General features: G+C 63.7%; 24 protein-coding genes and 1 other RNA gene. 20 read left to right on the plus strand and 5 right to left on the minus strand.

Features of this window, described 5'->3' with window-relative positions:
* The first annotated feature begins 107 nt into the window (after positions 1-107).
* The 10 genes from MMAR10_RS02145 (at position 108) to MMAR10_RS02190 (ending at position 9,880) form a co-directional block, all read left to right on the plus strand.
* Positions 108-605, plus strand: a complete 498-nt coding sequence (locus MMAR10_RS02145) for an A24 family peptidase (protein WP_011642357.1) — start codon at positions 108-110, stop codon at positions 603-605.
* A gap of 139 nt (positions 606-744) precedes the next feature.
* Entirely contained in the window at positions 745-1,581 is an 837-nt protein-coding gene (cpaB, locus tag MMAR10_RS02150) for a Flp pilus assembly protein CpaB (RefSeq protein WP_011642358.1), read from the plus strand.
* Positions 1,578-3,053 (plus strand): type II and III secretion system protein family protein, encoded by a 1,476-nt coding sequence (locus MMAR10_RS02155; protein WP_011642359.1) that lies wholly within the window; start codon positions 1,578-1,580, stop codon positions 3,051-3,053. Before cpaB ends, MMAR10_RS02155 begins: the two co-directional genes overlap by 4 nt.
* A gap of 11 nt (positions 3,054-3,064) precedes the next feature.
* On the plus strand, positions 3,065-3,748 hold the full coding sequence (locus MMAR10_RS02160) for a CpaD family pilus assembly protein (RefSeq protein WP_011642360.1): 684 nt from the start codon (positions 3,065-3,067) through the stop codon (positions 3,746-3,748).
* 12 nt (positions 3,749-3,760) lie between these two features.
* The gene (locus MMAR10_RS02165; protein ID WP_150099688.1) at positions 3,761-5,263 is read left to right on the plus strand and encodes an AAA family ATPase; all 1,503 of its coding nucleotides are present in this window, start codon (positions 3,761-3,763) and stop codon (positions 5,261-5,263) included.
* Between the two features lie 7 nt (positions 5,264-5,270).
* Positions 5,271-6,797 (plus strand): CpaF family protein, encoded by a 1,527-nt coding sequence (locus tag MMAR10_RS02170; RefSeq protein ID WP_011642362.1) that lies wholly within the window; start codon positions 5,271-5,273, stop codon positions 6,795-6,797.
* A 17-nt stretch (positions 6,798-6,814) separates the two neighbouring features.
* Positions 6,815-7,798 (plus strand): type II secretion system F family protein, encoded by a 984-nt coding sequence (locus MMAR10_RS02175; protein WP_011642363.1) that lies wholly within the window; start codon positions 6,815-6,817, stop codon positions 7,796-7,798.
* Positions 7,799-7,805: 7 nt separating this feature from the next.
* Positions 7,806-8,801, plus strand: a complete 996-nt coding sequence (locus MMAR10_RS02180) for a type II secretion system F family protein (protein ID WP_011642364.1) — start codon at positions 7,806-7,808, stop codon at positions 8,799-8,801.
* A 62-nt stretch (positions 8,802-8,863) separates the two neighbouring features.
* Positions 8,864-9,364, plus strand: a complete 501-nt coding sequence (locus MMAR10_RS17015) for a hypothetical protein (protein ID WP_011642365.1) — start codon at positions 8,864-8,866, stop codon at positions 9,362-9,364.
* An 81-nt stretch (positions 9,365-9,445) separates the two neighbouring features.
* On the plus strand, positions 9,446-9,880 hold the full coding sequence (locus MMAR10_RS02190) for a hypothetical protein (protein WP_011642366.1): 435 nt from the start codon (positions 9,446-9,448) through the stop codon (positions 9,878-9,880).
* Here MMAR10_RS02190 and MMAR10_RS02195 read toward each other — a convergent pair.
* Positions 9,877-10,671: a tetratricopeptide repeat protein gene (locus MMAR10_RS02195; protein WP_150099690.1), complete on the minus strand. Its 795-nt coding sequence runs from the start codon at positions 10,669-10,671 to the stop codon at positions 9,877-9,879. The two genes, MMAR10_RS02190 and MMAR10_RS02195, sit on opposite strands and share 4 nt — an antisense overlap.
* A gap of 102 nt (positions 10,672-10,773) precedes the next feature.
* Between MMAR10_RS02195 and MMAR10_RS02200 the strand changes: the two genes are divergently transcribed.
* From MMAR10_RS02200 to MMAR10_RS02210, 3 genes are read left to right on the plus strand one after another with little or no spacing between them, the layout of a single operon-like run.
* On the plus strand, positions 10,774-12,138 hold the full coding sequence (locus tag MMAR10_RS02200) for a leucyl aminopeptidase family protein (protein ID WP_011642368.1): 1,365 nt from the start codon (positions 10,774-10,776) through the stop codon (positions 12,136-12,138).
* A 32-nt stretch (positions 12,139-12,170) separates the two neighbouring features.
* A complete protein-coding gene (locus tag MMAR10_RS02205) occupies positions 12,171-12,572 on the plus strand; it encodes a MarR family transcriptional regulator (protein WP_011642369.1) in 402 nt (133 codons plus the stop codon).
* Complete coding sequence (locus tag MMAR10_RS02210; protein ID WP_011642370.1) at positions 12,512-13,363, plus strand: NlpC/P60 family protein; 852 nt, start codon at positions 12,512-12,514, stop codon at positions 13,361-13,363. Before MMAR10_RS02205 ends, MMAR10_RS02210 begins: the two co-directional genes overlap by 61 nt.
* Positions 13,364-13,446: 83 nt before the next feature.
* Here the strand turns inward: MMAR10_RS02210 and MMAR10_RS02215 are convergent, their stop codons facing one another.
* Positions 13,447-14,157 (minus strand): c-type cytochrome, encoded by a 711-nt coding sequence (locus MMAR10_RS02215; RefSeq protein WP_011642371.1) that lies wholly within the window; start codon positions 14,155-14,157, stop codon positions 13,447-13,449.
* Positions 14,158-14,439: 282 nt separating this feature from the next.
* Between MMAR10_RS02215 and MMAR10_RS02220 the strand changes: the two genes are divergently transcribed.
* Positions 14,440-14,964: a porin family protein gene (locus MMAR10_RS02220; protein WP_049755646.1), complete on the plus strand. Its 525-nt coding sequence runs from the start codon at positions 14,440-14,442 to the stop codon at positions 14,962-14,964.
* Positions 14,965-15,057: 93 nt separating this feature from the next.
* On the opposite strand, the gene nudC is transcribed toward MMAR10_RS02220, so the two are convergent.
* Positions 15,058-15,978: an NAD(+) diphosphatase gene (nudC, locus tag MMAR10_RS02225; protein ID WP_011642373.1), complete on the minus strand. Its 921-nt coding sequence runs from the start codon at positions 15,976-15,978 to the stop codon at positions 15,058-15,060.
* Between the two features lie 153 nt (positions 15,979-16,131).
* On the opposite strand from nudC, the gene MMAR10_RS02230 reads away from it, so the two are divergent.
* The 6 genes from MMAR10_RS02230 (at position 16,132) to MMAR10_RS02250 (ending at position 20,194) form a co-directional block, all read left to right on the plus strand.
* A complete protein-coding gene (locus MMAR10_RS02230; RefSeq protein ID WP_011642374.1) occupies positions 16,132-16,365 on the plus strand; it encodes a hypothetical protein in 234 nt (77 codons plus the stop codon).
* 44 nt (positions 16,366-16,409) lie between these two features.
* Positions 16,410-16,507: signal recognition particle sRNA small type (gene ffs / locus MMAR10_RS16640), an RNA gene on the plus strand.
* 127 nt (positions 16,508-16,634) lie between these two features.
* Complete coding sequence (locus MMAR10_RS02235; protein ID WP_011642375.1) at positions 16,635-18,455, plus strand: DNA polymerase III subunit gamma/tau; 1,821 nt, start codon at positions 16,635-16,637, stop codon at positions 18,453-18,455.
* Positions 18,452-18,775, plus strand: a complete 324-nt coding sequence (locus tag MMAR10_RS02240) for a YbaB/EbfC family nucleoid-associated protein (protein ID WP_011642376.1) — start codon at positions 18,452-18,454, stop codon at positions 18,773-18,775. The genes MMAR10_RS02235 and MMAR10_RS02240 overlap by 4 nt, the downstream gene beginning before the upstream one ends.
* Positions 18,776-18,791: 16 nt before the next feature.
* The gene (gene recR / locus MMAR10_RS02245; protein WP_011642377.1) at positions 18,792-19,397 is read left to right on the plus strand and encodes a recombination mediator RecR; all 606 of its coding nucleotides are present in this window, start codon (positions 18,792-18,794) and stop codon (positions 19,395-19,397) included.
* A 62-nt stretch (positions 19,398-19,459) separates the two neighbouring features.
* Entirely contained in the window at positions 19,460-20,194 is a 735-nt protein-coding gene (locus MMAR10_RS02250; protein ID WP_011642378.1) for a queuosine precursor transporter, read from the plus strand.
* A gap of 25 nt (positions 20,195-20,219) precedes the next feature.
* Here the strand turns inward: MMAR10_RS02250 and MMAR10_RS02255 are convergent, their stop codons facing one another.
* Both MMAR10_RS02255 and MMAR10_RS02260 read right to left on the minus strand, forming a co-directional pair.
* Positions 20,220-21,347 (minus strand): PQQ-dependent sugar dehydrogenase, encoded by a 1,128-nt coding sequence (locus MMAR10_RS02255; RefSeq protein WP_011642379.1) that lies wholly within the window; start codon positions 21,345-21,347, stop codon positions 20,220-20,222.
* A 98-nt stretch (positions 21,348-21,445) separates the two neighbouring features.
* Positions 21,446-22,564, minus strand: coding sequence for a GNAT family N-acetyltransferase (locus MMAR10_RS02260; RefSeq protein WP_011642380.1), 1,119 nt, complete (start codon positions 22,562-22,564; stop codon positions 21,446-21,448).
* Positions 22,565-22,622 lie beyond the last annotated feature (58 nt).

Consider the following 22,622-nt stretch of genomic DNA (forward strand, 5'->3'; position numbering starts at 1 on the left):
CACGACAAGCGGGGTCGCTCCAATCGGAGCGGCCCCGTTTCGTTTTGCCAACCGCTCATTAAGTTTCGCCGGTCACTCTTCCGATCGACGACGAAGCGGGGGTGCGCATGTTGATTCAGATCACGATACTGGCTCTGGCCGGGCTGATGCTCGCCGCGGCAATCTTCGATGCGACCAAATTCATCATCCCGAACTGGTTGTGCGGCCTCGTCCTGCTGACCTTTCCCATTGCTGCCGTGGCCGCTGGTCTGGGTTGGGCCGAGGTCGGCAATCACCTGCTGGGAGGCGCGCTGGCGCTCGTGATAGGATTTGCCCTGTTCGCACCAGGCTGGGTCGGTGGCGGCGACGCCAAATTGTTTGCGGCCGCGGCGCTATGGTTCGGTTGGCCCGAATTCCTTGCATTTCTTATCCATACTGTGCTGGCCGGCGGTGTTCTGGTTGTCATCCTTCTGGCTCTGCGCTGGCTGGCGCCACGCCTTCCCGTCCTGGCGACCCGGACCGAAGGCACGGCCCTGGCCGTAAATGCACCTGTCCCTTACGGAATCGCGATTGCGGCGGGTGTTTTCTGGAGCCTGCCGAACACTGTCTTCTGGGCCGCATTTTAGGGGCATTTGAACGGTGTTTTACCGAGCCTGACAAAAGGGCCGCTTAGTCGGCATTCTCGTGGAAGCATTAACGCGACTTTGAGGAATTCAGCGTCTCCTAGCACATGTATTCGTGTGCCTGAGAGGTTCGAGACGCCTGATGAACGCCGTCCGCATCGCCATTCTTGCTGCTGCCGCCCTTGCCGCGGTCGCTGTGGCCTTTTTTGTTCGCCAGGCCATGTCCAGCAACGAAGTTGCGCAAGTCGTCGAAGTCGAAGAAAGGCCGGCAGTGCGCATTCTTGCCGCGCGTCGCGACGTCGAGATCGGCGAGCGAATCAGTGCCGCAGATTTCTACTGGCAGGCCTGGCCCGATGAGGCCCTGGCGCCGGGATATATTGTCGAGAACCGCGGGCAGACTATTGCCGATTTTGCCGGCTCGGTGGTTCGTGCGCCGATCAGCCAGGGTGAGCCGATCACCGGCCGTCGCCTTGTTCAGCCCGGCGATGCCGGCTTCATGGCCGCCGTCCTGACGCCCGGCATGCGGGCCGTCGCCGTGCCGATTTCTGCCGAAACGGGGGCGGGTGGCTTCATCCTTCCCAATGACCGTGTCGATGTGATCGTGTCGTTCGAGGAAGAGACCGAGGGGCGCCGCGGTGCCGGTCGGGCATTTGTTGCACGCACGATTGTCGAGAACGCCCGCGTTCTGGCCATCGACCAATCCTTCTCCAGTGAGGCCGATGACGAAGTCGCGGTCGGCGAGACCGCCACGCTCGAGCTGACGCCGGACCAGGCCCGCGCCGTGTCCGTTGCTGTGGCCCGCGGCGAGATCGCGCTTGTGCTGCGCAGCCTGACCGACAATTCCGGTGCGCCGGTCCTGGTGTCGGGCGGCGAATTGCCGGAAGCGCCGTCGCAATCATTCCAGGAGCGCCGTTCAAGCTCCGTCACCCTGATCCGCTATGGCCGCGCCCAGCAAGTTGCGCTGGGTGGGGACGAATGAGGACCGAGATGATGATCCGCACCCTGCTCCTGCTGGCCAGCCTGGCCATGGCCGCGCCTGTCGCGGCACAGCCCGCCGGCACAGAACGTGGCAACACGATGCAGGTCTATATCCGCGAGCCGGGCAATGGGCCGGTCTCGGAGACACTGGACCTGCCCCTGTCGAAAGCGGCCGTGGTGCACCTTCCGGTCGATGTGGCGGATGTGCTGGTGACCAATCCGGCGGTCGTCGAAGCCATCGTGCGAACGCCGCGCCGCGCCTACATCATGGGCATGGGCATCGGCCAGACGAATGCCTTCTTCTTCGACGCCAATGGCCAGTTGATCCTGGACCTGGATCTGCGGGTCGAGCGCGACTTGTCGCCCCTGCAAGAGTCCATCGACCGTTTCCTGCCCAATGCGCGGATCGAGGTCGAGGCCATGAATGACCATATCGTGCTGTCAGGCCGCGCTCCCAGCGCGTCTGATGCCGATGCGGCGCTGCGCATTGCACAGCGCTGGGTCGACAATCCCGACAACATCCTGTCGATGATCTCGGTCGAAGCGCGCGAACAGGTCATGTTGCGCGTCCGCATTGTCGAGATGCAGCGCACCATCGTGCGCCAGCTGGGCGTCAACCTGTCGACCGCCGGCACGACTGGTGAATTCGGCTTCGGTGTTTCGACCAGCCCCGATTTCTCGCGGGTCGGCCGCTTCCTGGGTGGTACCAGCGCCATGCTCGACTGGGTCAGCGGCAATACGGGCGGCGTCGAGTCGGTCAGTGCCATGCTGCAGGCTATGGAGCGCGTCGGACTGGTGCGCACCCTGGCGGAGCCGAACCTGACCGCGATCACTGGCGAAAGCGCCAACTTCCTGGCCGGTGGCGAGTTCCCGGTCCCGGTCGGCCGCGATCGCGACGGCAATATCATCATTGAATACAAGCCTTTTGGTGTTGGCCTCGGCTTCACGCCGGTGGTCCTGTCCGAGGGCCGCATCTCCTTGCGTATTTCGACAGAAGTGTCGGAGCTGACCAGCCAGGGCTCGCTCACCTTCCAGTCAAACAATGTCCTCGACGATGACGGCAATGTCATTGGCACGGTGCCAGGCCTGACGATCCCGGCCCTCAATGTGAACCGCGCCGAGACGACCGTGGAACTGCCGTCCGGTGGCAGCCTCGTCCTGGCCGGACTGATCCAGGAAGAAACACGCCAGAACCTCGACGGGGTTCCCGGCGTCCAGAACTTGCCGGTCCTGGGCTCCCTGTTCCGCTCGCGGGACTATGAGAACCAGGAGACCGAACTGGTCGTGTTGGTGACGCCCTATCTGGTCGACCCGACGAACCCGAACCAGTTGCAGACGCCTGCGGACGGTTTCCGCAATGCCAGTGAAGCCTCGGGCTTGCTCTTTGGCCGCATCAATCGCGCCTATTCGGTCCCCGGATCGGATACGGGTGATCGCGGCTGGAGCGGTCCGGTCGGCTTCCTGTTCGAGTAGTGGAGTTGGTGATGGTGGCCTACAAAAAAACAATCGGTGCCCTGATCGGACTGGCCGGCCTCGTGACGCTCGGAGCTTGCGCTTCGACGGCACCGAGCGGGCTTGGAACACCGCAGGCCAGCGCCGTGGCGGAGACCTATCGCGCCGGTTTCGCGGTCAATCCGCAAGATAATGGTCTGACCTGGGCCCAGCAGGGCATGCTCGCCGCCGTTGCCGCCGAGTACAAGGCGCGCGGCCATGGCCCGCTGGTGATCAGCTATCCCCAGGGCGCCGGCAATGAGGACGCCGCGATCGGCGCCATCGCCGAAGCGCGCAGCTTCTTCTATGAGCAGGGCATCGACTGGCGCGTGATCGCCGGCGGCGCCTATGACGCCCGCGGCCGCCAGAATGGTGAGTTGATCTTCTCCTTTACCCGTTACGAGGCTGTCGCGCCGGCCGAATGCGATGGCAGCTGGGACCAGATGGCGCTGGAATTCGACAATCAACACCACACCAATTTCGGCTGCGCCCTGGCGGTCAACCTGGCGGCCATGGTCGCCGATCCGCGCGATCTCGTCGCGCCACGCGACATGGAAGCAGGCGATACCGGCCGCCGTCAGACGGTGATCGAAGGATATCGTGAGGGCCAGTCCACGGCCAGCGAACGCAGTGATTACGAGAGTGGCGCCGTGTCTCGCGTCGGCAGCGGAAACTAGGGAGGGGCCATCATGTCAGATGCAAATCGCGCAATGAAGCAAGACCCTTTCCTGGACGGTGACGACCCGTTCCTGGACGCGGCTGATGTCGAGCGTCTGTTGCTGGGTGAAGCGACCCGCGAAGAGATGAACCGGGCGCCGGCCGCAGCGGCGCCGGTCGATGATTTCGGTGATGACGACCCGTTCATGGCGGATGCCGGACCGGCCCCGTCGCCTCAACCAGCAGAACGGGTGATCGATCCGGTCTTCGAGGACCTGCAGGATGAAGTCCCCGGTCTGTCGGCTGCTGAATCGCTGTATGGTGAAGTCGATAATGACGTGCCGGACCAACCGGTTCCGCGCATTTCAGTCGGAGCCTTTTGTGAACGCCCGGAAACCGGCGCCCTGATCCACAATGCCGCCAATGATCGCCGGCTCGCCAAGGCCCATGTCACGGTCGAGCTGGGTGGTCTGCCGGCGGCGATCGAACGTTACCACGACGAAACCACGCCGAATTTGCTGATCATCGAGAGCGGCATGCGGGGCAGGGGCCTGTTCGACCAGCTTGAGGAGCTGGCCGGGGTCTGTGATCCCGACACCAAGGTTATCATCGTCGGTGCGGCCAATGATATCAGCCTGTATCGCGAGTTGATGAAGCGCGGGGTCAGCGAGTACCTGGTGCCGCCAATGACGCCGATGCACGTCATCCGCACCATCTCCGAACTCTTTCTCGACCCGGAACAGCCCTTTGCCGGCAAGACGATCGCCTTCATCGGCGCCAAGGGCGGTGTCGGCTCGTCAACCATTGCCCATAACTGCACCTGGGCGATGACCGAGGGCATGCAGTCAGATGCAGTCCTGGTCGATCTGGACTTGTCTTTCGGCACTGCCGGGCTCGATTTCAACCAGGATCCTGCCCAGACGCTGGGCGATGCCCTGGCCGAGCCGGACCGGCTTGATGATGCCCTGCTGGACCGCCTTCTGGTTCGCTGCACGGATCGTCTCAGCCTGTTTTCAGCGCCCGCAACGCTGGACCGCGAGTGGGATTTCGGTCCGCAGGACTACGAGACCGTACTGGAAAAGGTACGGCGACAGGCCCCCTATGTGGCGCTCGATCTGCCGCACATGTGGACGCCCTGGGTCAAGCAGACGCTTCTTGCTGCCGATCAGGTGGTGGTCACCGTTTCACCGGACCTCGCCTCCCTGCGCAATGCCAAGAACCTGTTCGACCTGGTCGCCGGTGCCCGTCCCAATGACGAACCGCCGCGCGTCGTGATCAACATGGCCGGCATGCCCAAGCGTCCGGAAATTCCGATCAAGGATTTCGCAGAAGCGCTCGGGACGCCGCCGACCCTGGTCCTGCCGTTCGAGCCGCAATTGTTCGGCAAGGCGGCCAATAACGGCCAGATGATCACCGAACTCGATCCCAAGTCCAAAGCGGCCGAGGGATTCTCCCATCTCGCCAGCCTTGTCTCCGGCCGGACACCGGTGGCGATGCCCAAGCGTTCACTCATCGCAAAACTTTTCGGAGGCTAGTTCGCCCATGTTCGGCAAGCGTGCCGGAGGACCGACACCCACGACCGCCCCGATGACGCCGCCGCCGGCAGCGCCAAAGGCCGAGGCGCGTCCGGATCCTGCGTCGCACCGGGAGGCGCCGTCAGCCCCCGCCGCCATGCCCAGCGCGCCAAACGCCGCTACGCCTGCCCCGAAGCCGGTCGCCAAGCCGGCACCGGGTGCCTATACCGGGCCAAAAGCTGCCAAGCGTACCGTGCGGGCCGCCGAACCCGGTGGCCGGTCGGAAGAGTATTATGCGATCAAGACGACGATCTTCAACGCCCTGATCGACACCATCGATCTGGGGCAGTTGGCGCGTCTGGACAATGAAACCGCGGCCGAGGAAATCCGCGACATTGTCACCGAGATCATCTCGATCAAGAACGTCGCCATGTCGATCGCCGAGCAGGAACAACTGCTCCAGGACATCTGTAATGATGTGCTCGGCTTTGGTCCGCTGGAGCCGCTCCTGGCTCGCGACGACATCGCCGACATCATGGTCAATGGCGCCGACAAGGTCTTCATCGAGGTCAATGGCAAGCTCGAGGAGACGAATATCCGTTTCCGCGACAATGCCCAGCTGATGAATATCTGTCAGCGTATCGTCAGCCAGGTCGGACGCCGGGTTGATGAGAGTTCGCCGATCTGTGACGCCCGCCTGATGGACGGCTCACGCGTCAACGTCATCGCGCCGCCGCTGGCGCTGGACGGCCCGACGCTGACCATCCGGAAGTTCAAGAAAGACAAGCTGCAGATGCAGAACCTGGTGGAGTTCGGCTCCATCACGCCGGAAGGCGCCAAGGTTCTGTCCATCATCGGGGCTTCGCGCTGTAACGTCCTGATTTCGGGCGGTACCGGCTCCGGCAAGACCACGCTTTTGAACTGCATGACCGGCTTCATCGAGGAAGACGAGCGCGTCGTGACCTGTGAAGACGCCGCCGAATTGCAACTGCAACAGCCCCATGTCGTCCGCCTCGAGACCCGTCCGCCGAACCTGGAAGGGTCCGGCATGGTCACCATGCGGGATCTGGTCAAGAACTGCCTGCGTATGCGTCCTGAACGGATCATCGTCGGTGAGGTGCGTGGCCCGGAGGCGTTCGACCTCCTGCAGGCCATGAATACCGGCCATGACGGCTCGATGGGCACACTGCACGCCAACTCGCCGCGCGAAGCCATGTCGCGGATCGAGTCGATGATCACGATGGGCGGTTATAACCTGCCCGCCAAGACGATCCGTGAGATGATCGTCGGCTCGATCGACGTCATCGTGCAGGCGGCACGCTTGCGCGATGGTTCGCGGAAAATCACCCACATAACCGAAGTGGTCGGCATGGAGGGCGAAGTCATCGTCACCCAGGACCTCTTCCTCTACGAGATCAAGGGCGAGGACGAGCACGGCAAGATTGTCGGCCAGCACGCCTCGACCGGTATCGCGCGTCCGAAATTCTGGGATCGCGCCCGCTATTTCGGCCTGGAACGCGAGCTCGCCAATGCGCTCGATGCGTCGGAGGCCTGATCGTGATTACTGGTGACATGGCCTTTATCATAGCTGCCATCGCTGCCTTCATGGCGGTGGGCGGTGTTGGATGGGTTGCCGTCGGTGCGGTCGGTGACGCGCAGTCGAAAAAGCGCATGAACCGGGCGGTCGGGACCGGCGGTCTCCAGCGCGGGCGCCGTCAGACCTCGGCGCTCGACCAGGCTGCACAACGCAAGCGGCAGGTCCAGGAATCGCTCAAGGATCTCGAACAGCGCCAGCGCGACCAGCGCAAGAAGTCACTGTCCATCAAGGCCCGTATCCAGCAGGCCGGCATGTCTTTCACGCCGGCCGTGTTCTGGATGGTCTCGGCCGGTATGGCCGCCGCAGGATTGCTGATCGCCTTCATTACCGGGCAGAGCCTGCTGGTGACCGCTGGTATCGGCCTGGTCAGCGGCCTCGGCATGCCGCGCTGGTGGCTCGGCTTCCTGCGCGGACGGCGCCAGAAACAGTTTTCCGGCGAATTCGCCAATGCGCTTGACGTCATCACACGCGGTGTCAAATCCGGTCTGCCACTCAATGAGTGTCTGAAAATCCTCTCGGTCGAGAGCCCGGAACCGGTCAAGACCGAGTTTGCCAAACTGGTTGAGGGCATCGCCGTCGGCGTGTCTCTGCCCGATGGCCTGGACCGGATGTGCGAGCGCATGCCGTTGCCAGAGCTCAACTTTTTCCGCACCGTTCTGATCATCCAGCAGAAGACCGGCGGTAACCTGGCCGAGACCCTGGGCAATTTGTCCGTGGTCCTGCGCTCCCGCAAGATGATGCGCGAGAAGATCGGCGCCCTTTCATCCGAGGCCAAGTCGTCTGCCGCGATCATCGGCTCGCTGCCGCCAGGCGTGATGGGCATCGTCTATGCCACCACCCCGTCCTATATGGGCCAGATGTTCACCCACCCGACCGGCCAACTGATGCTGCTGGGTGGTCTGACCTGGATGTTCATCGGCATCATGGTCATGCGCGGCATGATCAACTTCAAGATCTGAGGCGGCCATGTTCGGGATCGGTTTCACCGAGATACGAGACTTCCTGACCGATCCGGGTTCCCTGATCGCCATGGTCGCGGCCATCCTGGTGTTCGCCACCGTCGTGACCCTGACCTCTCCGGCCCTGGGTTCGGACAAGCTCGACAAGCGGATCAAGTCGGTCAACAACCGCCGGGAAGAGCTGCGCCGCAAAAATCGCGCGGCAATCGACGCCGCTGCCATGGCCGGCAAGGGCACCATCCGCGGTGCGGAGGCCAAGGGCCTGGTGCGCAAGGTGGTCGAGGCGCTCGACCTGCAAAAGGCGTTCGAGGATCCGGCCCTGCACGAAAAGCTGGCCCAGGCCGGCATGCGCGGCCAGCGGCCGGCGATGACCTTTTACTTCTTCCGCCTGCTGTCGCCTTTCATCCTGTTCGGCGTGGCCTTGTTCTACGTCTTCATGATCAATGATTTCGGCCTGCCGCAGATCACTCGGGTCTGTTTTTCGTTCGGGCTGGGCTTGCTGGGCTACTACGCGCCCAACCTCTACCTCTCCAATCTCGCGGCCAAGCGACAGCAATCGATCATGGGTGCCTTTCCCGACGGGCTGGACCTGCTGCTGATCTGTGTCGAGAGCGGCATGTCGATCGAGGCCGCCTTCCACAAGGTCTCCAGCGAGGTCGGCTCGCAATCGATCGAACTGGCAGAAGAGCTGTCCCTGACGACCGCCGAGCTGTCCTACCTGCAGGACCGCCGTGTGGCCTATGAGAACCTCGCCAAGCGAACCAATCATCCCGGCGTCAAGGCGGTCTGTACCTCTTTGATCCAGGCCGAGCGCTACGGGACGCCGCTGGGACAGGCGCTGCGGGTAATGGCCAAGGAAAATCGTGACATGCGCCTGGCCGCTGCCGAGAAGAAGGCCGCCTCCCTGCCGGCCAAGCTGACCGTGCCGATGATCATCTTCTTCCTGCCGGTCTTGTTCGTCGTCATCCTCGGCCCGGCTATCATCCGCTTCCAAAGCATGTGACGAATCCGTTCTGGCGCGTTACTTGAATGGTATCGAGCATGTTGAACAGGTGGACACAGCCCATGTTTTCCGGGCGCAAGACGGCTGAAAAGCTCCGCGAGGAAATCCGCAGCGCCGACGCGGCTGTGGGTGAAGCCATGAGTGCGCTTGTCACCGGGGATACCGACGCTGCCCGCAAGGCGCTCTCGCAGGCCCCGAAAACCCATTTCGTTGACATGGGCTGGAAGGTCGGACTGGCCAGCGCCATGATCGAACTGAAAGCCGGCAAGCGAAAGCCCGGCCTGCAAAAGCTGATCGCTGTCTGTTCGCGCCTGGATGACACCTCACTGTCGCGGGACGACAAGAATTACCTCCGCCTCTATGCGCTCTATCGCAGCAGTGAGGCGAGCAAGGATGGTCGGGCGCCTGTCGAAATGCGGGTCCTGGTCGAGGATTTCCGCTTTGACCACACCCTGGTGACGCCGCTTTTGCGCAAGGATTTTCCGCTCAAGACCGTCGACGACGAGGACGCACCGCCGCCCCCTCCGCCGCCGCCACCTCCAGTGCCGACCGACGCGGGCTGAATATTTGTATTCCGTTGTCCGCCAACGGTGGTGTAGCCTCTCGACGGGGTGAGGTGACGCAATACTGGGCGGAATATTCTCATGAAGATCACGCGCGACGTGGCGCTCTATTGGGGCACCGTGCTTTTGTGTGGCTACGGCCCTTTTGTCTATGGTCGCTGGGGTTTGCTGGAACTCTTGGTGCGCACCGGAACCTGGCCGTCCGACTGGTTCAGTTTTGACGCCTATGGCTATGTCGCCAGCATGACCGTGCTGCAGGAAGCAATCTTCGTGACGGCGTTGATCGCCTCGATGGTTGCCATCGTGTTGCTGTTGATGCGGTCGAGATGGTCAGCCATCGCCTATGGCGTCTTTTTCGTGGCCATGATGGTCGACTGGTTATTGCTGGTCGGCAATCCGTTCATCGGCATGGAAATGAACGGCTATCTTGGTGTCACCATCAATCTGGTCGCCCTGTCGGCGGTGGTGATGATCACCACGCTCGGCCTGCTCAAGGGGCGGCCGGTCCGGACCTAGTTCTCACGCACCGCGTCATAGCGACGCCGGGTGGTCAGCATGGACCGGATATAGGCCATGTTGGCCTCGGCCATTTGCGGCGAGACGTCGATGCGAGCCATTTCCTCGGCTTCGTCGAACCGTCCCTGCAAGGCTATCACCAATGCCAGGTTCTGCCGGATGGTGGCATCGGCTCCGGGCCGGATCATGGCTTCGCGCAGCATGCGCTCGGCCGTGTCCGGATCGCCGCTGGAGACGTAGGACATCGCGATATTGGACAGGATCGATGGCTGGCCAGGCGACAGGGTCAGCGCCGACCGGAAGGCCCCGCGTGCGGCGTCGCTCTGCCCGGCTTGTTCCAGGGCGATGCCGAGAGCATTGAAGATCTCCCAGCGACCGGGTTCGAGTTGGCTCGCCCGGCGCAGCGATTCGACCCCTGCGGCGCCGCGGCCGGCGGCGGCGAGGGCGCTGCCATGGGCCAGCAACAAGTCCGCATTTTCGGGATAAAGCGCCAGGGTCTGGCGGGCGACCTCGGCGGCGCGCTGATAATTGCCCAGCTGTCGCAGGGTTCGTGACAATTCGAGGGCTGCTTCCAGATCGGACGGGTTGAGTTCGTGGGCCTCAGCCCAGAAGGCGGCCTGGGTGAGCACGTCCTGACTGCGGACCGCCTGGCGTTCGGTCGCCGAGGCCGGGACAATGGAATTGGCGTTCATCGTGTCGATGACGGCCTGTTCCTGTTCCGTCGGGGCGGTGGTTGCACAGGCTGCCAGCAGGAGGGCGCCAAGCGGGGCGAGGGCGAAGAGTTTGCGCATGGTAGAAACCGGGCCACTGTTAAGCATGACTTGAATCTGGGCTGCGCCGGTCAAGAATGGGTTAATCCGGGCGACAGCTACGGACATGCGAAAGGAACGACCATGACCGCCCTCATTTCATCCGCCTCCGATGCCCGCAAACTGCGTCTTGTCAGTGAGGCGGAGGTCGATGCCGTGATCAAGGACCTGCCGGCGGACCAACGCAGTCTTGCGGCCAATTTCAAGGGCAAGCCGGGGCAGTTTGTCCTCCTGCCCGATGGCGGAGAGGTGCAGGCCCTGTTCGGGATTGGCGGCGGCAAGGACGCCTTTGTCCTCGGCGCCGCGGCGCTGACCCTGCCGGAGGGAGACTGGCAGCTGATCCATCTGCCTGACGCCTTCGAGCCCACATTGGCGGCGACCGCCTGGGCGCTCGGCGGCTATACCTTTACCACCTACAAGCCCGCGCCGCGCGAAGCCGCGCGCCTGGTTGTGCCGGACGGGGCGGATTTCGACGAGGCCAAGGCCATTGCCGAGGCGGTCCATCTGACGCGGGACCTGGTCAACACACCAGCCGACCGCATGGGTCCGGAAGGGCTGGAAGCGGCGTTCCGCGCCCTGGCCGACGGGTTTGGGGCCACGGTGCGGGTGACACGTGGAGATGATCTGCTTGCCCAGAATTATCCCATGATCCACGCGGTCGGCCGTGCCGCCGGCGAAGCGCCGCGCCTGCTCGAGCTGGAATGGGGCGATGAAAGCCATCCCCGTCTCGCCATTGTCGGCAAGGGTGTGTGTTTTGATACCGGCGGTCTCGATCTGAAAGCCGCCCAGTACATGCGCCTGATGAAAAAGGACATGGGCGGCGGCGCGAATGCGATGGGTCTGGCGCACATGGTGATGGCCGGCAAATTGCCGGTGCGCCTGCACCTGCTCGTGCCGGCCGTCGAGAACGCAGTCGGGGCCGGCGCCTTCCGGCCCGGCGACATCATTGATTCGCGCAAGGGCCTGACCGTCGAGATCGACAATACCGATGCCGAGGGTCGGCTGGTGCTGGGCGATGCGCTGGCACGCGCTGTCGAGGAGCCCAGCGACCTCCTGCTCGATTTCGCTACCCTGACCGGTGCCGCACGCGTGGCCCTCGGCCCCGAGGTGGCGCCCTTCTACACCGATGATGACGAGGTTGCGGCGGCGCTGGCCAAGTCGGCCGGCGAGGTCGCCGACCCGCTGTGGCGGATGCCGCTATGGGATGGCTATGAGGCCGAAATGGATGGCGAGATCTCGGATCTGGTCAATAGCGCGGCGACCCCGATGGCCGGCTCGATCACGGCGGCGCTTTTCCTGCGCCGCTTTGTGGGCGAGGCGCGCTGGGTGCATTTCGACATATTCGCCTGGAACCCGAAACCCCGTCCCGGACGGCCGAAAGGCGGTGACATGCATGCCGCCCGCGCCGTTTACCAAATGCTCAAGGACCGGTTCCAGAATAAGGCCTGATCACTTGGATCGGGTCTGTTTTGGAGTCAGTCATGCCGTCACAGGCGATGACATCGCTTGAGATGATGCGACGTGTGTCGGCGGATGCCGTGCGTGGCGCTGCGGCTGATCTGACCGCCCGTCAGTTCGCCCTGCTGCTGTCGATCTTCATGAAGCCCGGACCCCACGCCATCCGCGATCTGGCCCGCCAGCTCGACCTGCCCAAGCCCGCGGTCACGCGGGCGCTGGACGTGCTGGAAAGGCAGGGCTTTGTGCGGCGCAAGCGCGACCGCCATGACAAGCGCGATGTCTCGGTGCATCGCACTGTAAAGGGGGCGGTTTTCCTGTACGATTACGGTGAGACCGTCGCCCATCGTGCCGAGGAAACACGTTCATGTCCCAGCTGGATCCCCGTGTCACAGCCGCCAGGTCCGACCTCGCATCCGATGAGCTGAGGGGGCGTGTCGAAGCGGAGCGCTTTGTCACACCGGTCGACCACCAGGTCATCATTCCCGCCCTGCCGATCCGCAAGGCACCCGACGCGGGGGCCGCCATGGATGACCAGCTGCTGGCTGGCGAGATTTTCGCCGTGCTGGAAACCCGTGATGGCTGGGCCTGGGGACAATCCCGCGCGGACGGCTATGTCGGCTGGGTCGAATGTGCCGGCCTGACAGACACAATCCGCCCGGTTGATCATGTGATCAGTGTCCTGCGCACCTACGCTTTCCCGGAGCCGAGCATCAAGGCGCCGCCCAACCATCTTCTCAGCCTGAATGCCGGCTTCACCGCCGGTCGGCGTGAGGGCCGCTTTGTCGAGGCTATCGGTCTGGGCTGGGTGGTGGAGGCGCATTGCCTGCCGGTCGGTGAGGCCGCGTCAGACTTCGTCGCGGTTGCCGAGGCCTTTCTCGGTGCGCCCTATCTATGGGGTGGAAAGGAAAGCCTTGGCCTCGATTGTTCCGGCCTCGTGCAGATGTCCCTGCAGGCGGCGGGGCAGGCCATGCCGCGCGATGCCGACCAGCAGGAAGCGGCGCTGAAGGCGATCTGGGAGGATGTCACCGGCACGGCCGAGCGACGCCGCGGTGATGTGGTGTTCTGGCCCGGTCATGTCGGGATAATGACCGATAGCGAGCACCTCCTGCATGCCAATGCGTCGAGCATGGATGTGACCCTTGAGCCCTTTGCCGAGGCCGAGGCGCGAATACGCGCAACAGAAAACCCGGTGCGGGCGATCTACCGACCACGCTGACCGGTTGTCCGGATCGCAGACATGAAAAAGCCCCGGACAATTCATCCGGGGCTTTGATCATTGTGATGTCAGGTCAGGCGAGACTAGGGCTCATTGCCTTCGCTGTCGTCATCGGCCCCGGCCACCTGGTCGACAGCCTCTTCGACAACCTCGGTCATTGCCTCAACGGCTCCGTCGACTGCGTCGGTCATGGTGCCCATTGCATCGTCGACCGCGTCGGCAGAGGCGGTTTCGACCAATGGTGCCGGCAGCGGCATCGGATTGTCTGACAGTGACCGCAGATAGGCGATCAGCTCGAGGCGGGTGTCGTCATTGCCAAGACCGCGGAAGGACATCGCCGTTCCCGGTGCATAGCCGGCCGGGCTCTCGATGAAGGCGTCGAGCGCCTCATAGGTCCAGCCGCCTTCGATGCTTTCCAGGGCGCCCGAATAACCAAAGCCGTCATGGCTCGCAATGTCGGCGCCGACAATACCCCAGAGATTGGGGCCAACGCCGTTGGCACCGCCCTGGTCAAAGCTGTGACAGGCAGCACAGCGACGCGCGGCGCGTTCGCCGGCACCGATGTCAGCCGCAGCGAGAACCAGGCCATAATCGGTCGGGCCTTCTTCGACCACTTCGACGCTGTGGCCGGAGTCAAGCGCTGCCCAGTCTACCGGGTAGGCGGTGTTCTCGGCCGTCAGTTCATGGGCAGCGTGCGACGGAACCAGGAGATGTCCCAGTTCAGTGATCGCCAGGACACCCAGCACAGTTGCAAGCACGACGCCGGCAACCTTGTTCCAGAAGAGTTCGCCCATGGACGCCCCCAAATACAGTCAGGTTGAAAATCGACCCGTGTTTGGCACGCGCCGCGCTCGCAGGCAACAGCGCAACGCGCTCAACTGCATGCGGTATCCCGCCGCACGACCGGAATTCACTGGCTGCTGCGTGTGATCCCCGTGGCGCAACTGCGTCCGATGGAAGCGATGTCTGCATTCTGTTCGGGGTTGGCCTTGATCCGGTCCAATTCGACCACCAGATAGCCAGCCGCTGGGGGCGCCGATGGCGTGCAGCCAATAAAACTCAACAAGGTAATCCAAATGTTCCGTACAGTACTTGTCTCCTCCCTCTCCGTCCTCGCCCTCGCCGCTGGTGCTTCCGCCCAGGAAGGTCAGATCCGTCTGGGTGCCGGCTATGAAGCCGCCGATTTCGACGGCGTCGATTTTGATACGGTTGTCGTGCGCGGCAGCTATGACTTCACCCGCTATCTGGGTGTCGAAGGTCAGCTGAATATCGGCCTTGGCGATGAAAGCCTGACCGTTGGCGGCCTGACCGGCGATGTCAGCCTCGATTATGTCGCCGGCGTCTTCGGCGTTGTCCGCCCATGGTCGAATGAAGACGGTTCGGTGTTCCTGCGCGCCGGTTACACCACGACCGAAGCCGAGGCTTCCGCGGCCGGCCTGAACTTCAGCGCCAGCGATGAAGCCTGGGCCTATGGCGTTGGCGGCGAATACTTCTTTGACGCGCGGAATGGCATCCGTGCCGACTACACCCGCTACGACTATGATGATGGCGGCGATGCCGACTTCTTCGGCGTCTCCTACGTCCGTCGCATCGGCGGCTGATCAGGCTTCGGAGGGGCCGCGCTCGTGCGCGGCCCTTCTGTCCTCACGCATCCGGGCAGACCGGACAGACGTTTGACCGTCCTGGATCAAACCTCAGATCACCTCGTCGGCCCACAATTCCGCCAGGCGTCGGGCGATGGCGATCGAGGGTGGCATGGTCGCATCGGGATGGCGGGTCGCCAGCATGTCTCGCACTTCATCCCGGCTGAACCAGCGCGCCTGCTCCAGCTCATGCGTGTCGATGGTCAGGCTGGCGTCGAACACCGGGGCGACCAGGCCGATCATCAGTGATGACGGGAATGGCCAGGGCTGGCCCATCACATAGCGGATGGCCGCAATGTCGGCCTTCACGCCCGCCTCTTCTTCCAGCTCCCGGGCACAAGCTTCTTCCAGCGTCTCAGCCGGTTCGACAAAACCGGCCAGTGCCGACCAGACGCCTTCGGGCCAGGACGCCTGCCGCCCGAGCAGGCAGCGATCGCCATCAGTCGCCAGCATGATCACGACCGGGTCGACGCGCGGGAAATGTTCGCTCTCGCAGGCATTGCAGATCCGTCGCCCGCCGCCGGACTTGATACGGGTTGTCTCGCCGCATGCCGCACAGAATCCGTGGCGCCCATGCCAGGCGTGCAGGGCCTTGGCCTGGGCGTAGATGGCGGCCTCGTCATGGCTGAGCGCCATCGCGGCCTGGCGGGCGGGTGAGATCTCGCCATCGAGCGGCAGGCTGTCCGCCTTGGTAATGACGGCGGAAAAGCAGGGCGAGCCCTTGTAGTGTCCAAGGAAGAGGCCGGCGTCCATGTCAGCCAGATCGGCGATCTCGTGCCGCCTGAACCAGTACAGACCGCCCTGCTGTTGCAGCACCGGGTCGCCCTCTACCAGCCCCATCCACCAGCCGTCTTCGCCGGCCAGGAGTGTATCCATCGCCGATTCGTCGCGGCGCAGCAGGTCGCCACGATCGAGCGGGGAGCCGGCGAAAACCAGCGGGTCACGTCCGGCAAGCAGGGTGCGATCATTCATTGATGAGGTCCAATCGCTATGGGTTGGCGGCGGGCTGGCCGGGTGCAGGCATAGATAGGTTTGACGGCGCCATCAACAAACCTGCGGCGAGCGGCTATTTGCCTCTTGCATTTGAGAATGGGTCGCAAATAATGCGGGGCAGGAGGTGCCCGAATGGCTTGCGATTCTACACGACCCTTGCGAGGCAGCGGCCCGGCAGCCGCGGCCCATGCCCAACTTGCCGTGCGTGACTGGCTGGAAACGCAGGCCCGCGTGACCGGCTATTGGCGCGATGTCCTGCTCGAGGCCGGCGGAAGCCTGGCCCTGATCGAAGTCCTCGATGACCATGCCCGTTTCCTGCAGATGGCTGCCATTGGCGGCGAGGGCGAGGTCCTGCAGACACAATGAAGCCATGCCTTGCACCGCGACGCCGCACGCGCGATATAGAGCGCGGAAGATCGGCGGTGGACGAGCGCCTCGCCAACCCGGTCAGGTCCGGAAGGAAGCAGCCGTAACGAGTTTTGCTCGGGTCGTTGTCCGGTCTTCCACTTCAAACCCCGCATCGCCCTTCGCGGAACGCGAATCTTGCTCTAGGCTCGAACGCGGCGACCCGAGGGGGCGTCGTGGGGGTTGCCGCGCCCGACCCGCACTCCACACGTATCAGCCGACAGGACGTCATGGACGACACGCCGCTCCCAGCCGAAGACACCGGAGCGACCGAAGCGTTGATGCCCGGGCTCGACCTGCCCGCAACGGGCCCGACGCCCGGCTATCAGGTCCTGGCCCGCAAATACCGCCCCGACACATTCGAGGACCTGATCGGCCAGGACGCCATGGTGCGGACCCTGACCAATGCCTTCGCAGCCGGCCGGATTGCCCACGCATACATGCTCACCGGCGTCCGCGGTGTGGGCAAGACCACGACCGCGCGACTGATTGCCCGCGCCCTGAATTTCCAGACCGATGGGATTGATGCCCCGTCGATGGCGCTGGGCGAAAAGGGCCGCCATTGTGACGCCATCGGCCGTTCGGCGCATGTCGACGTAATGGAGATGGACGCCGCCTCGCGCACCGGGGTCGGCGATATCCGGGAAATCCTCGAGGGTGTGCGTTACGCCCCGGTGTCGGCCCGCTACAAGGTCTACATCATCGATGAGGTGCACATGCTCTCGACCTCCGCCTTCAACGCCCTGTTGAAGACGCTGGAGGAACCGCCCGAGCACGCCAAGTTCATCTTCGCCACGACCGAGATTCGCAAGGTCCCGGTGACCGTGCTGTCGCGCTGCCAGCGTTTCGATCTCAAACGCATCGACCGCGAAGTCCTGACCGATCATCTCGACCGGATTTGCGGTCTGGAAGGCGCGTCGGTTGAGCGCGACGGCCTGTCGCTGATCGCCCGCGCCGCCGAAGGCTCGGTGCGGGACGCCCTGTCCCTGCTCGACCAGGCCATTGTCCAGGGCAGCGATGAAGACGGCCCCGTCAGCGCGCCGCAGATCCGCGACATGCTGGGTCTGGCCGATCACGCCCGTGTGCTCGACCTGCTGGAACAGACTCTGACCGGCAAGACTGCCGATGCGCTGGCCGAACTGTCATCCCTGCATGATGCCGGCGGCGACCCGGTCGTGATTACGCGCGACCTGCTGGACTATGTCCATGCGACCGCCCGCGTGAAGGCTGCCGGGCCGGGCGCGGATCTCGGTGAGGCCGCCGACACGGTGGCGCGGATCGTGACCCTTGCCGAGGGCCAGACCCTGGGTCAGCTGACCCGGATGTGGAAAATACTGCTGACCGGCCTGGATGATGTCCGCAATGCTCCCGACGCGCTGGCGGCGGCGGAAATGACCGTGCTGCGGCTGGCCTCCGCCGCGAGCCTGCCGCCGCCTGAAGATGCGGCCCGACTGTTGGCCGGCATGCCGCGTGCGACCAGTCCGGCATCGGGTGCCGGGGAGGCGCCGGGAAAGCCTGAGCCGGCCCCCGCGTCGGCAACCGGGTCAGCCTCCGCAGCCATGGACCGGGACGCCGCGGCCCATCGGGCCCTGAGCGCGCCGGAAGCCGTCGCACAAGTCGAACAGGATGCGCCGGCCATTTCCGGTCCGCAGACCTGGGAGGCGCTGATGGACCTCCTGCGCGAGAAGCGCGATATCGGCCTTCAGTCTGATGTTGAACGCTATGTACGTCCGGCGGTGTTCAAACCGGGTTCCTTCACTTTCCAGCCGATCGAAGATGCGCCGCGCGACCTGGCTCAGCGCCTGTCGCGGCGGCTGCTGGAGTGGACCGGTGAGCGCTGGATGATCCTGGCGGATGGCTCACTGGAGGGCGGCGAGACCTGGTCCGAGCGTCGGCTGCGCCTGAAAGCCGAACGGCTCGAAGCGGCCCGCCATGACCCGGCGGTGACCGAGGTCATGCGGCTCTTCCCGGGCGCCGAGATCGTGAAGATCCGCGATCCGCAACCGACCGCCGAAACCGATACTGATGCGACAACGGAGAAACGCGCATGAAGGACCTGATGGGCCTGATGAAGCAGGCGCAGGCCATGCAGCAGAAAATGACCGAGGCCCAGGCGCGCCTCGCCGAAACCGAAGTCACGGGCGAGGCCGGAGCCGGGCTCGTGCGCGTGGTCCTGACCGCCAAGGGCGACATGGTGTCGATCCATGTCGACAAGAGCCTCATGGACCCCGACGAACCGGAAATTCTCGAGGACCTGCTCAAGGCGGCCCATGCCGATGCCCGTCGCAAGGGCGAGGAGGCCCAGCAGGACATCATGAAAGACGCGGCCGGCGGTCTGCAATTGCCTCCGGGCATGCAGATGCCGTTCTGACCGGGCTTCCGACACGATGAAAACAGCCTCGGCCGGTCCCGAAATCGAACGCCTGATATCGCTGCTCGCCAAGCTGCCAGGCCTCGGCCCGCGCTCGGCTCGACGGGCGGCGCTGAACCTGCTTGGCAAGAAGGACGCGCTGATGCGTCCGCTTGCCGAAGCCCTGGCCGATGCGGCCGACAAGATCCGGGCCTGCAGCGAGTGTGGTAATATGGATGTCTCCGATCCGTGCACGGTCTGCGCCGCGCCGAACCGGCTCGATGCGGCCATCTGTGTGGTCGAGACCGTCGGCGATTTGTGGGCGCTGGAACGAGCCGGTGCCTTCAAGGGGCGCTATCATGTTCTTGGCGGCGTCCTGTCGGCACTGGACGGTGTGCGGCCTGAAGATCTCAACATCACCAAGCTGGTCGAACGGTCCGCCCGTGAAGAGGTGAGCGAGATCGTGCTGGCGCTCAATGCCACGGTCGATGGACAGACAACTGCGCACTATCTCGCCGACCGCATGGCCGGGTGCAATGTCTCGATTACCTCGCTGGCGCGGGGCGTCCCGGTCGGTGGTGAACTGGACTATCTTGATGACGGAACGCTGGCGGCGGCCTTTCGCAGCCGGTCCACCGTCTGATTTACCCTGTCCATCGGCGAAAATCGGACTATCTTTGCCAGTCGGCTACCGGGGAGACTGTCATGCAGGAACCGACTTCGACGACGGCGACCGATATGGGCATGCCGACTGACCGCGTGACCCGTCGCGCCTTCGTCCTGTTCTTCTGTACCGGCCTGTTCATGGTTTCGCTGGTCCTTGCCGCAATAACCGCGGTCAAGATCCAGGCTTTCAATTTCGGGCCACTCACGGTGCTGGTCCCGGCCGGGACCATCGCCTTCGGGCTGACCTATCTGGCGACCGATGTGATCTCCGAAGTCTGGGGTCGTGGTTATGCGCTCTGCGTCGTTTTTTCCGGCGTGCTGATGCGGTTCGTCATCCTCTTCCTTTTGCTCTACGCGATGCATGCCGAAGATGTCGTCCCCTTCATTTCCACTGGCGGCAACTGGACCGACGCGCAGCAGGCTGCCTTTCTGGAAGTTTTCTCGTCCGGCAATCGAACCAACTTTGCCGGCATGGTCGCCTTTGGTCTGAGTGCCCTCGCCGATGTGCTGATCTTCCATCACATGCGTGAGCGGGATGCCGGCAAAAATCGGCTCTGGCTGCGCAACAATGTGTCGACCATGGTCTCGCAGGTCTTCAACAGCGCGATCTTTATCACCGTCGCTTTCGCCGGCACCCAGAGCTGGGAGGTGATTGGCAGCCTGATACTCGGTCAGGTGGTCGTGAAGGTGCTGGTTGCCACCATCGATACGCCGCTTGTCTATTTGCTCCGCAATATTGCTGAAGGCCGAAGCCTGCTCGACTATCGCGGTTGACCGGGACGGCCCGGGGTCAGGCCGGTCAGGGAATGACCGGCACCAGGCGCAGCACCGAACCGGCGCGCTCGTCGGTCAGGATGTAGAGTGATCCGTCGGCTCCGGTTGTAACATCGCGGATGCGTTCGCCCCGCCCGACCAGCAATTCCTCGCGGGATATGATGCGATCACCTTCCACCTCAAAGCGGACGAGCCTGGAGCCGACAAGGGCGCCGACGAATGCGTCGCCCTGCCAGTTTTCGAACCCGTCACCGTCATAAAAGGCCAGGCCGGAGGGAGCGATTGATGGATCCCAGAACCAGATCGGTTGTTCCAGTCCGTCGCCGTGGGTGGCATCGGATATCGGCGTTCCGTTGTAATTCACCCCGTAGGTGACGAGTGGCCAGCCATAATTCCTGCCAGGCTCGACAAGGTTGATTTCGTCGCCACCGCGGGCACCGTGCTCATGGGCCCAGACCGACCCGGTCTGCGGATTGATGGCAATGCCCTGCACATTGCGATGACCGTAGGTGTATATTTCCGGTCGGGCCCCGCGAGCGCTCACGAACGGATTGTCGAACGGCACGGTGCCGTCATCATTGAGGCGGATTATCGTGCCCAGATGATTGGTCAGGTCCTGCGCTTCATTGCGATGCAATCCACCATCGCCAAGGGTCAGAAGAAGCGTGCTGTCTGGCAGGAATTGCAGCCGACCGCCGAAATGGAAACCGCGTTCCTTGTCAAAATTGACCTGAAACAGGGTCTCGACCTCTGTCAGCGCGGTGGCGTCATCATTCAGGCGCCCGCGGGCCAGCGCGGTGTGATTGGCATTGGCCGATCCCTCAGCGTAAGCGAAGTAGATCAATCCGTTGTCGGCAAAATCGGGGTGGACCGCCAGGCCCAGCAGGCCGCCCTGTCCCTCGACCATAATGTCGGGGAGGCCGGCGACTGGCGCACGGCGCAGCGTGTCGCCCTCGATCAGGCGCAGCCGGCCTGCGCGTTCGGAGACGAGAAGCCGACCATCCGGCAGGAAAGCCATCGACCACGGGAACTCAAGCCCCTCAGCCACCGCTTCCATGCGAAAGTCGGCCTGCTCGGTTTCATGAATGTCGGACTGGGCCAATCCACTCGACGTCAGGCCGATGGCGGCAACAAGACTGGCTACAACACGCATGAGTCTCTCCGTGTCTGGAGCGTAGGGTCCGACCTTAGCCCAGTTGCGTGGCAAGGGTAGTCAGACCCGTATCATTGTGTCGTCCAGAGAGACAGCGGTCAGAGCGCAATCGACCCTGTAAAGCTGGCGAGGCGCGGCGCGAGTTGCGGCTCGAAGGCGCTGACCTGGGCCCAGCGGCGGCGCAGGCGACCGGGCAGGGCGCCAACCTTGCCGGGGACGCGTTCAACAGCCTGTTCAGCCAGCTCCCATGTGCGGATGCCGAGAGCGGCCAGGCCTGGCGCCAACACACGCCCCTGTCCCAGAGGGACGGCGTAGCTGGAATAATACTTCTTGTAGTGATCGCCGCCATGACCCAGATCGATCCGCGAGAGCCCGCGCTCTGGCGCTTGCTCGAACAGGCCGTGCAACAGCAGCAGGCCCGGTGAATATCGGGCCAGCTCGGGGTCATAGGCCGGGAACCAGGAATGGTAGATGTCACCGGCAACCAGGCCGAACTCGACCGCCGCGAGACGATCTCCGAACCAGAGGGCCGCTGTGAGTCCGGAAAATTCCTGACCTTCGCGAGCGCGCAAATCACCCAGCACGCTTTGCACCCAGTCGATGCCGAACACGTTGAGCTTGCCGGTGTCACGGTATTGCGCCTGCTTCCACTCGCTCAGGGCGGCAAATGCCCGTCCGTCCGGGTCACCGAGGGTCACCCGAACCGGACCGAAATCGCGTTCGGCGGCGCGCTGCCGGCGTGCGGTCTTCTTGAAATGATCCTTGTGCAAGGCGCGGCGTTCGCCGAGAAAACGGGCGCCGTCATCGCCTACGGCGGCGACGTGGCTGCCGCATTGCGTCCCATTGTGACGCTGATGGTCGGCCATCGGTCCATGCCAGTTGTCGAACACCAGCGCGGAGCCGCCAGCCGCCCGGGCGAGCGCCTGTGCAGAAATGGATGCCGGGTCGGCGGCGAGCACCCCTTGATAGTCGCTCATTGGAGCGCCGACCGGGCGGACAATGCCGCCATGAGCCTTGTGGTGCGGGAAAAAGCCGATGGTGTCGCCGGCATCCTCGATGATGGCGATCCGGACATCATTGCGCGCTCGCGCGACAGTTTCGGCAAATTCAAACCGCAAATACGGGCTGACCAGTTTCCCGTTCGGGCACGCCCAACGGTTCCATTGCACGATCTGACTCGCGGAGATGTCCTCGATTGAGACGATTTGGGTCCGCACGTCTGTCCTCCCGATATTCCCTGCACCCTGACAAGCAAGGCCCGGGCCGGTTTGGCAA

It is taken from the genome of Maricaulis maris MCS10, from assembly GCF_000014745.1.
GTDB lineage: Bacteria > Pseudomonadota > Alphaproteobacteria > Caulobacterales > Maricaulaceae > Maricaulis > Maricaulis maris_A.

Excerpts from the sequence above, each read along its gene's own strand:
- cpaB (WP_011642358.1), top strand. The coding sequence starts at position 745 with ATGAACGCCGTCCGCATCGCCATTCTTGCTGCTGCCGCCCTTGCCGCG.
- MMAR10_RS02160 (WP_011642360.1), top strand. The coding sequence starts at position 3,065 with ATGGTGGCCTACAAAAAAACAATCGGTGCCCTGATCGGACTGGCCGGC.
- MMAR10_RS02205 (WP_011642369.1), top strand. The coding sequence starts at position 12,171 with ATGCCGTCACAGGCGATGACATCGCTTGAGATGATGCGACGTGTGTCG.
- MMAR10_RS02155 (WP_011642359.1), top strand. The coding sequence starts at position 1,578 with ATGAGGACCGAGATGATGATCCGCACCCTGCTCCTGCTGGCCAGCCTG.
- MMAR10_RS02250 (WP_011642378.1), top strand. The coding sequence starts at position 19,460 with ATGCAGGAACCGACTTCGACGACGGCGACCGATATGGGCATGCCGACT.
- MMAR10_RS02210 (WP_011642370.1), top strand. The coding sequence starts at position 12,512 with ATGTCCCAGCTGGATCCCCGTGTCACAGCCGCCAGGTCCGACCTCGCA.
- MMAR10_RS02235 (WP_011642375.1), top strand. The coding sequence starts at position 16,635 with ATGGACGACACGCCGCTCCCAGCCGAAGACACCGGAGCGACCGAAGCG.
- MMAR10_RS02165 (WP_150099688.1), top strand. The coding sequence starts at position 3,761 with ATGTCAGATGCAAATCGCGCAATGAAGCAAGACCCTTTCCTGGACGGT.
- MMAR10_RS02195 (WP_150099690.1), bottom strand. The coding sequence starts at position 10,671 with ATGCGCAAACTCTTCGCCCTCGCCCCGCTTGGCGCCCTCCTGCTGGCA.
- MMAR10_RS02230 (WP_011642374.1), top strand. The coding sequence starts at position 16,132 with ATGGCTTGCGATTCTACACGACCCTTGCGAGGCAGCGGCCCGGCAGCC.
- recR (WP_011642377.1), top strand. The coding sequence starts at position 18,792 with ATGAAAACAGCCTCGGCCGGTCCCGAAATCGAACGCCTGATATCGCTG.
- MMAR10_RS02190 (WP_011642366.1), top strand. The coding sequence starts at position 9,446 with ATGAAGATCACGCGCGACGTGGCGCTCTATTGGGGCACCGTGCTTTTG.
- MMAR10_RS02180 (WP_011642364.1), top strand. The coding sequence starts at position 7,806 with ATGTTCGGGATCGGTTTCACCGAGATACGAGACTTCCTGACCGATCCG.
- nudC (WP_011642373.1), bottom strand. The coding sequence starts at position 15,978 with ATGAATGATCGCACCCTGCTTGCCGGACGTGACCCGCTGGTTTTCGCC.
- MMAR10_RS02255 (WP_011642379.1), bottom strand. The coding sequence starts at position 21,347 with ATGCGTGTTGTAGCCAGTCTTGTTGCCGCCATCGGCCTGACGTCGAGT.
- MMAR10_RS02200 (WP_011642368.1), top strand. The coding sequence starts at position 10,774 with ATGACCGCCCTCATTTCATCCGCCTCCGATGCCCGCAAACTGCGTCTT.
- MMAR10_RS02175 (WP_011642363.1), top strand. The coding sequence starts at position 6,815 with ATGGCCTTTATCATAGCTGCCATCGCTGCCTTCATGGCGGTGGGCGGT.
- MMAR10_RS02215 (WP_011642371.1), bottom strand. The coding sequence starts at position 14,157 with ATGGGCGAACTCTTCTGGAACAAGGTTGCCGGCGTCGTGCTTGCAACT.
- MMAR10_RS02145 (WP_011642357.1), top strand. The coding sequence starts at position 108 with ATGTTGATTCAGATCACGATACTGGCTCTGGCCGGGCTGATGCTCGCC.
- MMAR10_RS02240 (WP_011642376.1), top strand. The coding sequence starts at position 18,452 with ATGAAGGACCTGATGGGCCTGATGAAGCAGGCGCAGGCCATGCAGCAG.
- MMAR10_RS02220 (WP_049755646.1), top strand. The coding sequence starts at position 14,440 with ATGTTCCGTACAGTACTTGTCTCCTCCCTCTCCGTCCTCGCCCTCGCC.
- MMAR10_RS17015 (WP_011642365.1), top strand. The coding sequence starts at position 8,864 with ATGTTTTCCGGGCGCAAGACGGCTGAAAAGCTCCGCGAGGAAATCCGC.
- MMAR10_RS02170 (WP_011642362.1), top strand. The coding sequence starts at position 5,271 with ATGTTCGGCAAGCGTGCCGGAGGACCGACACCCACGACCGCCCCGATG.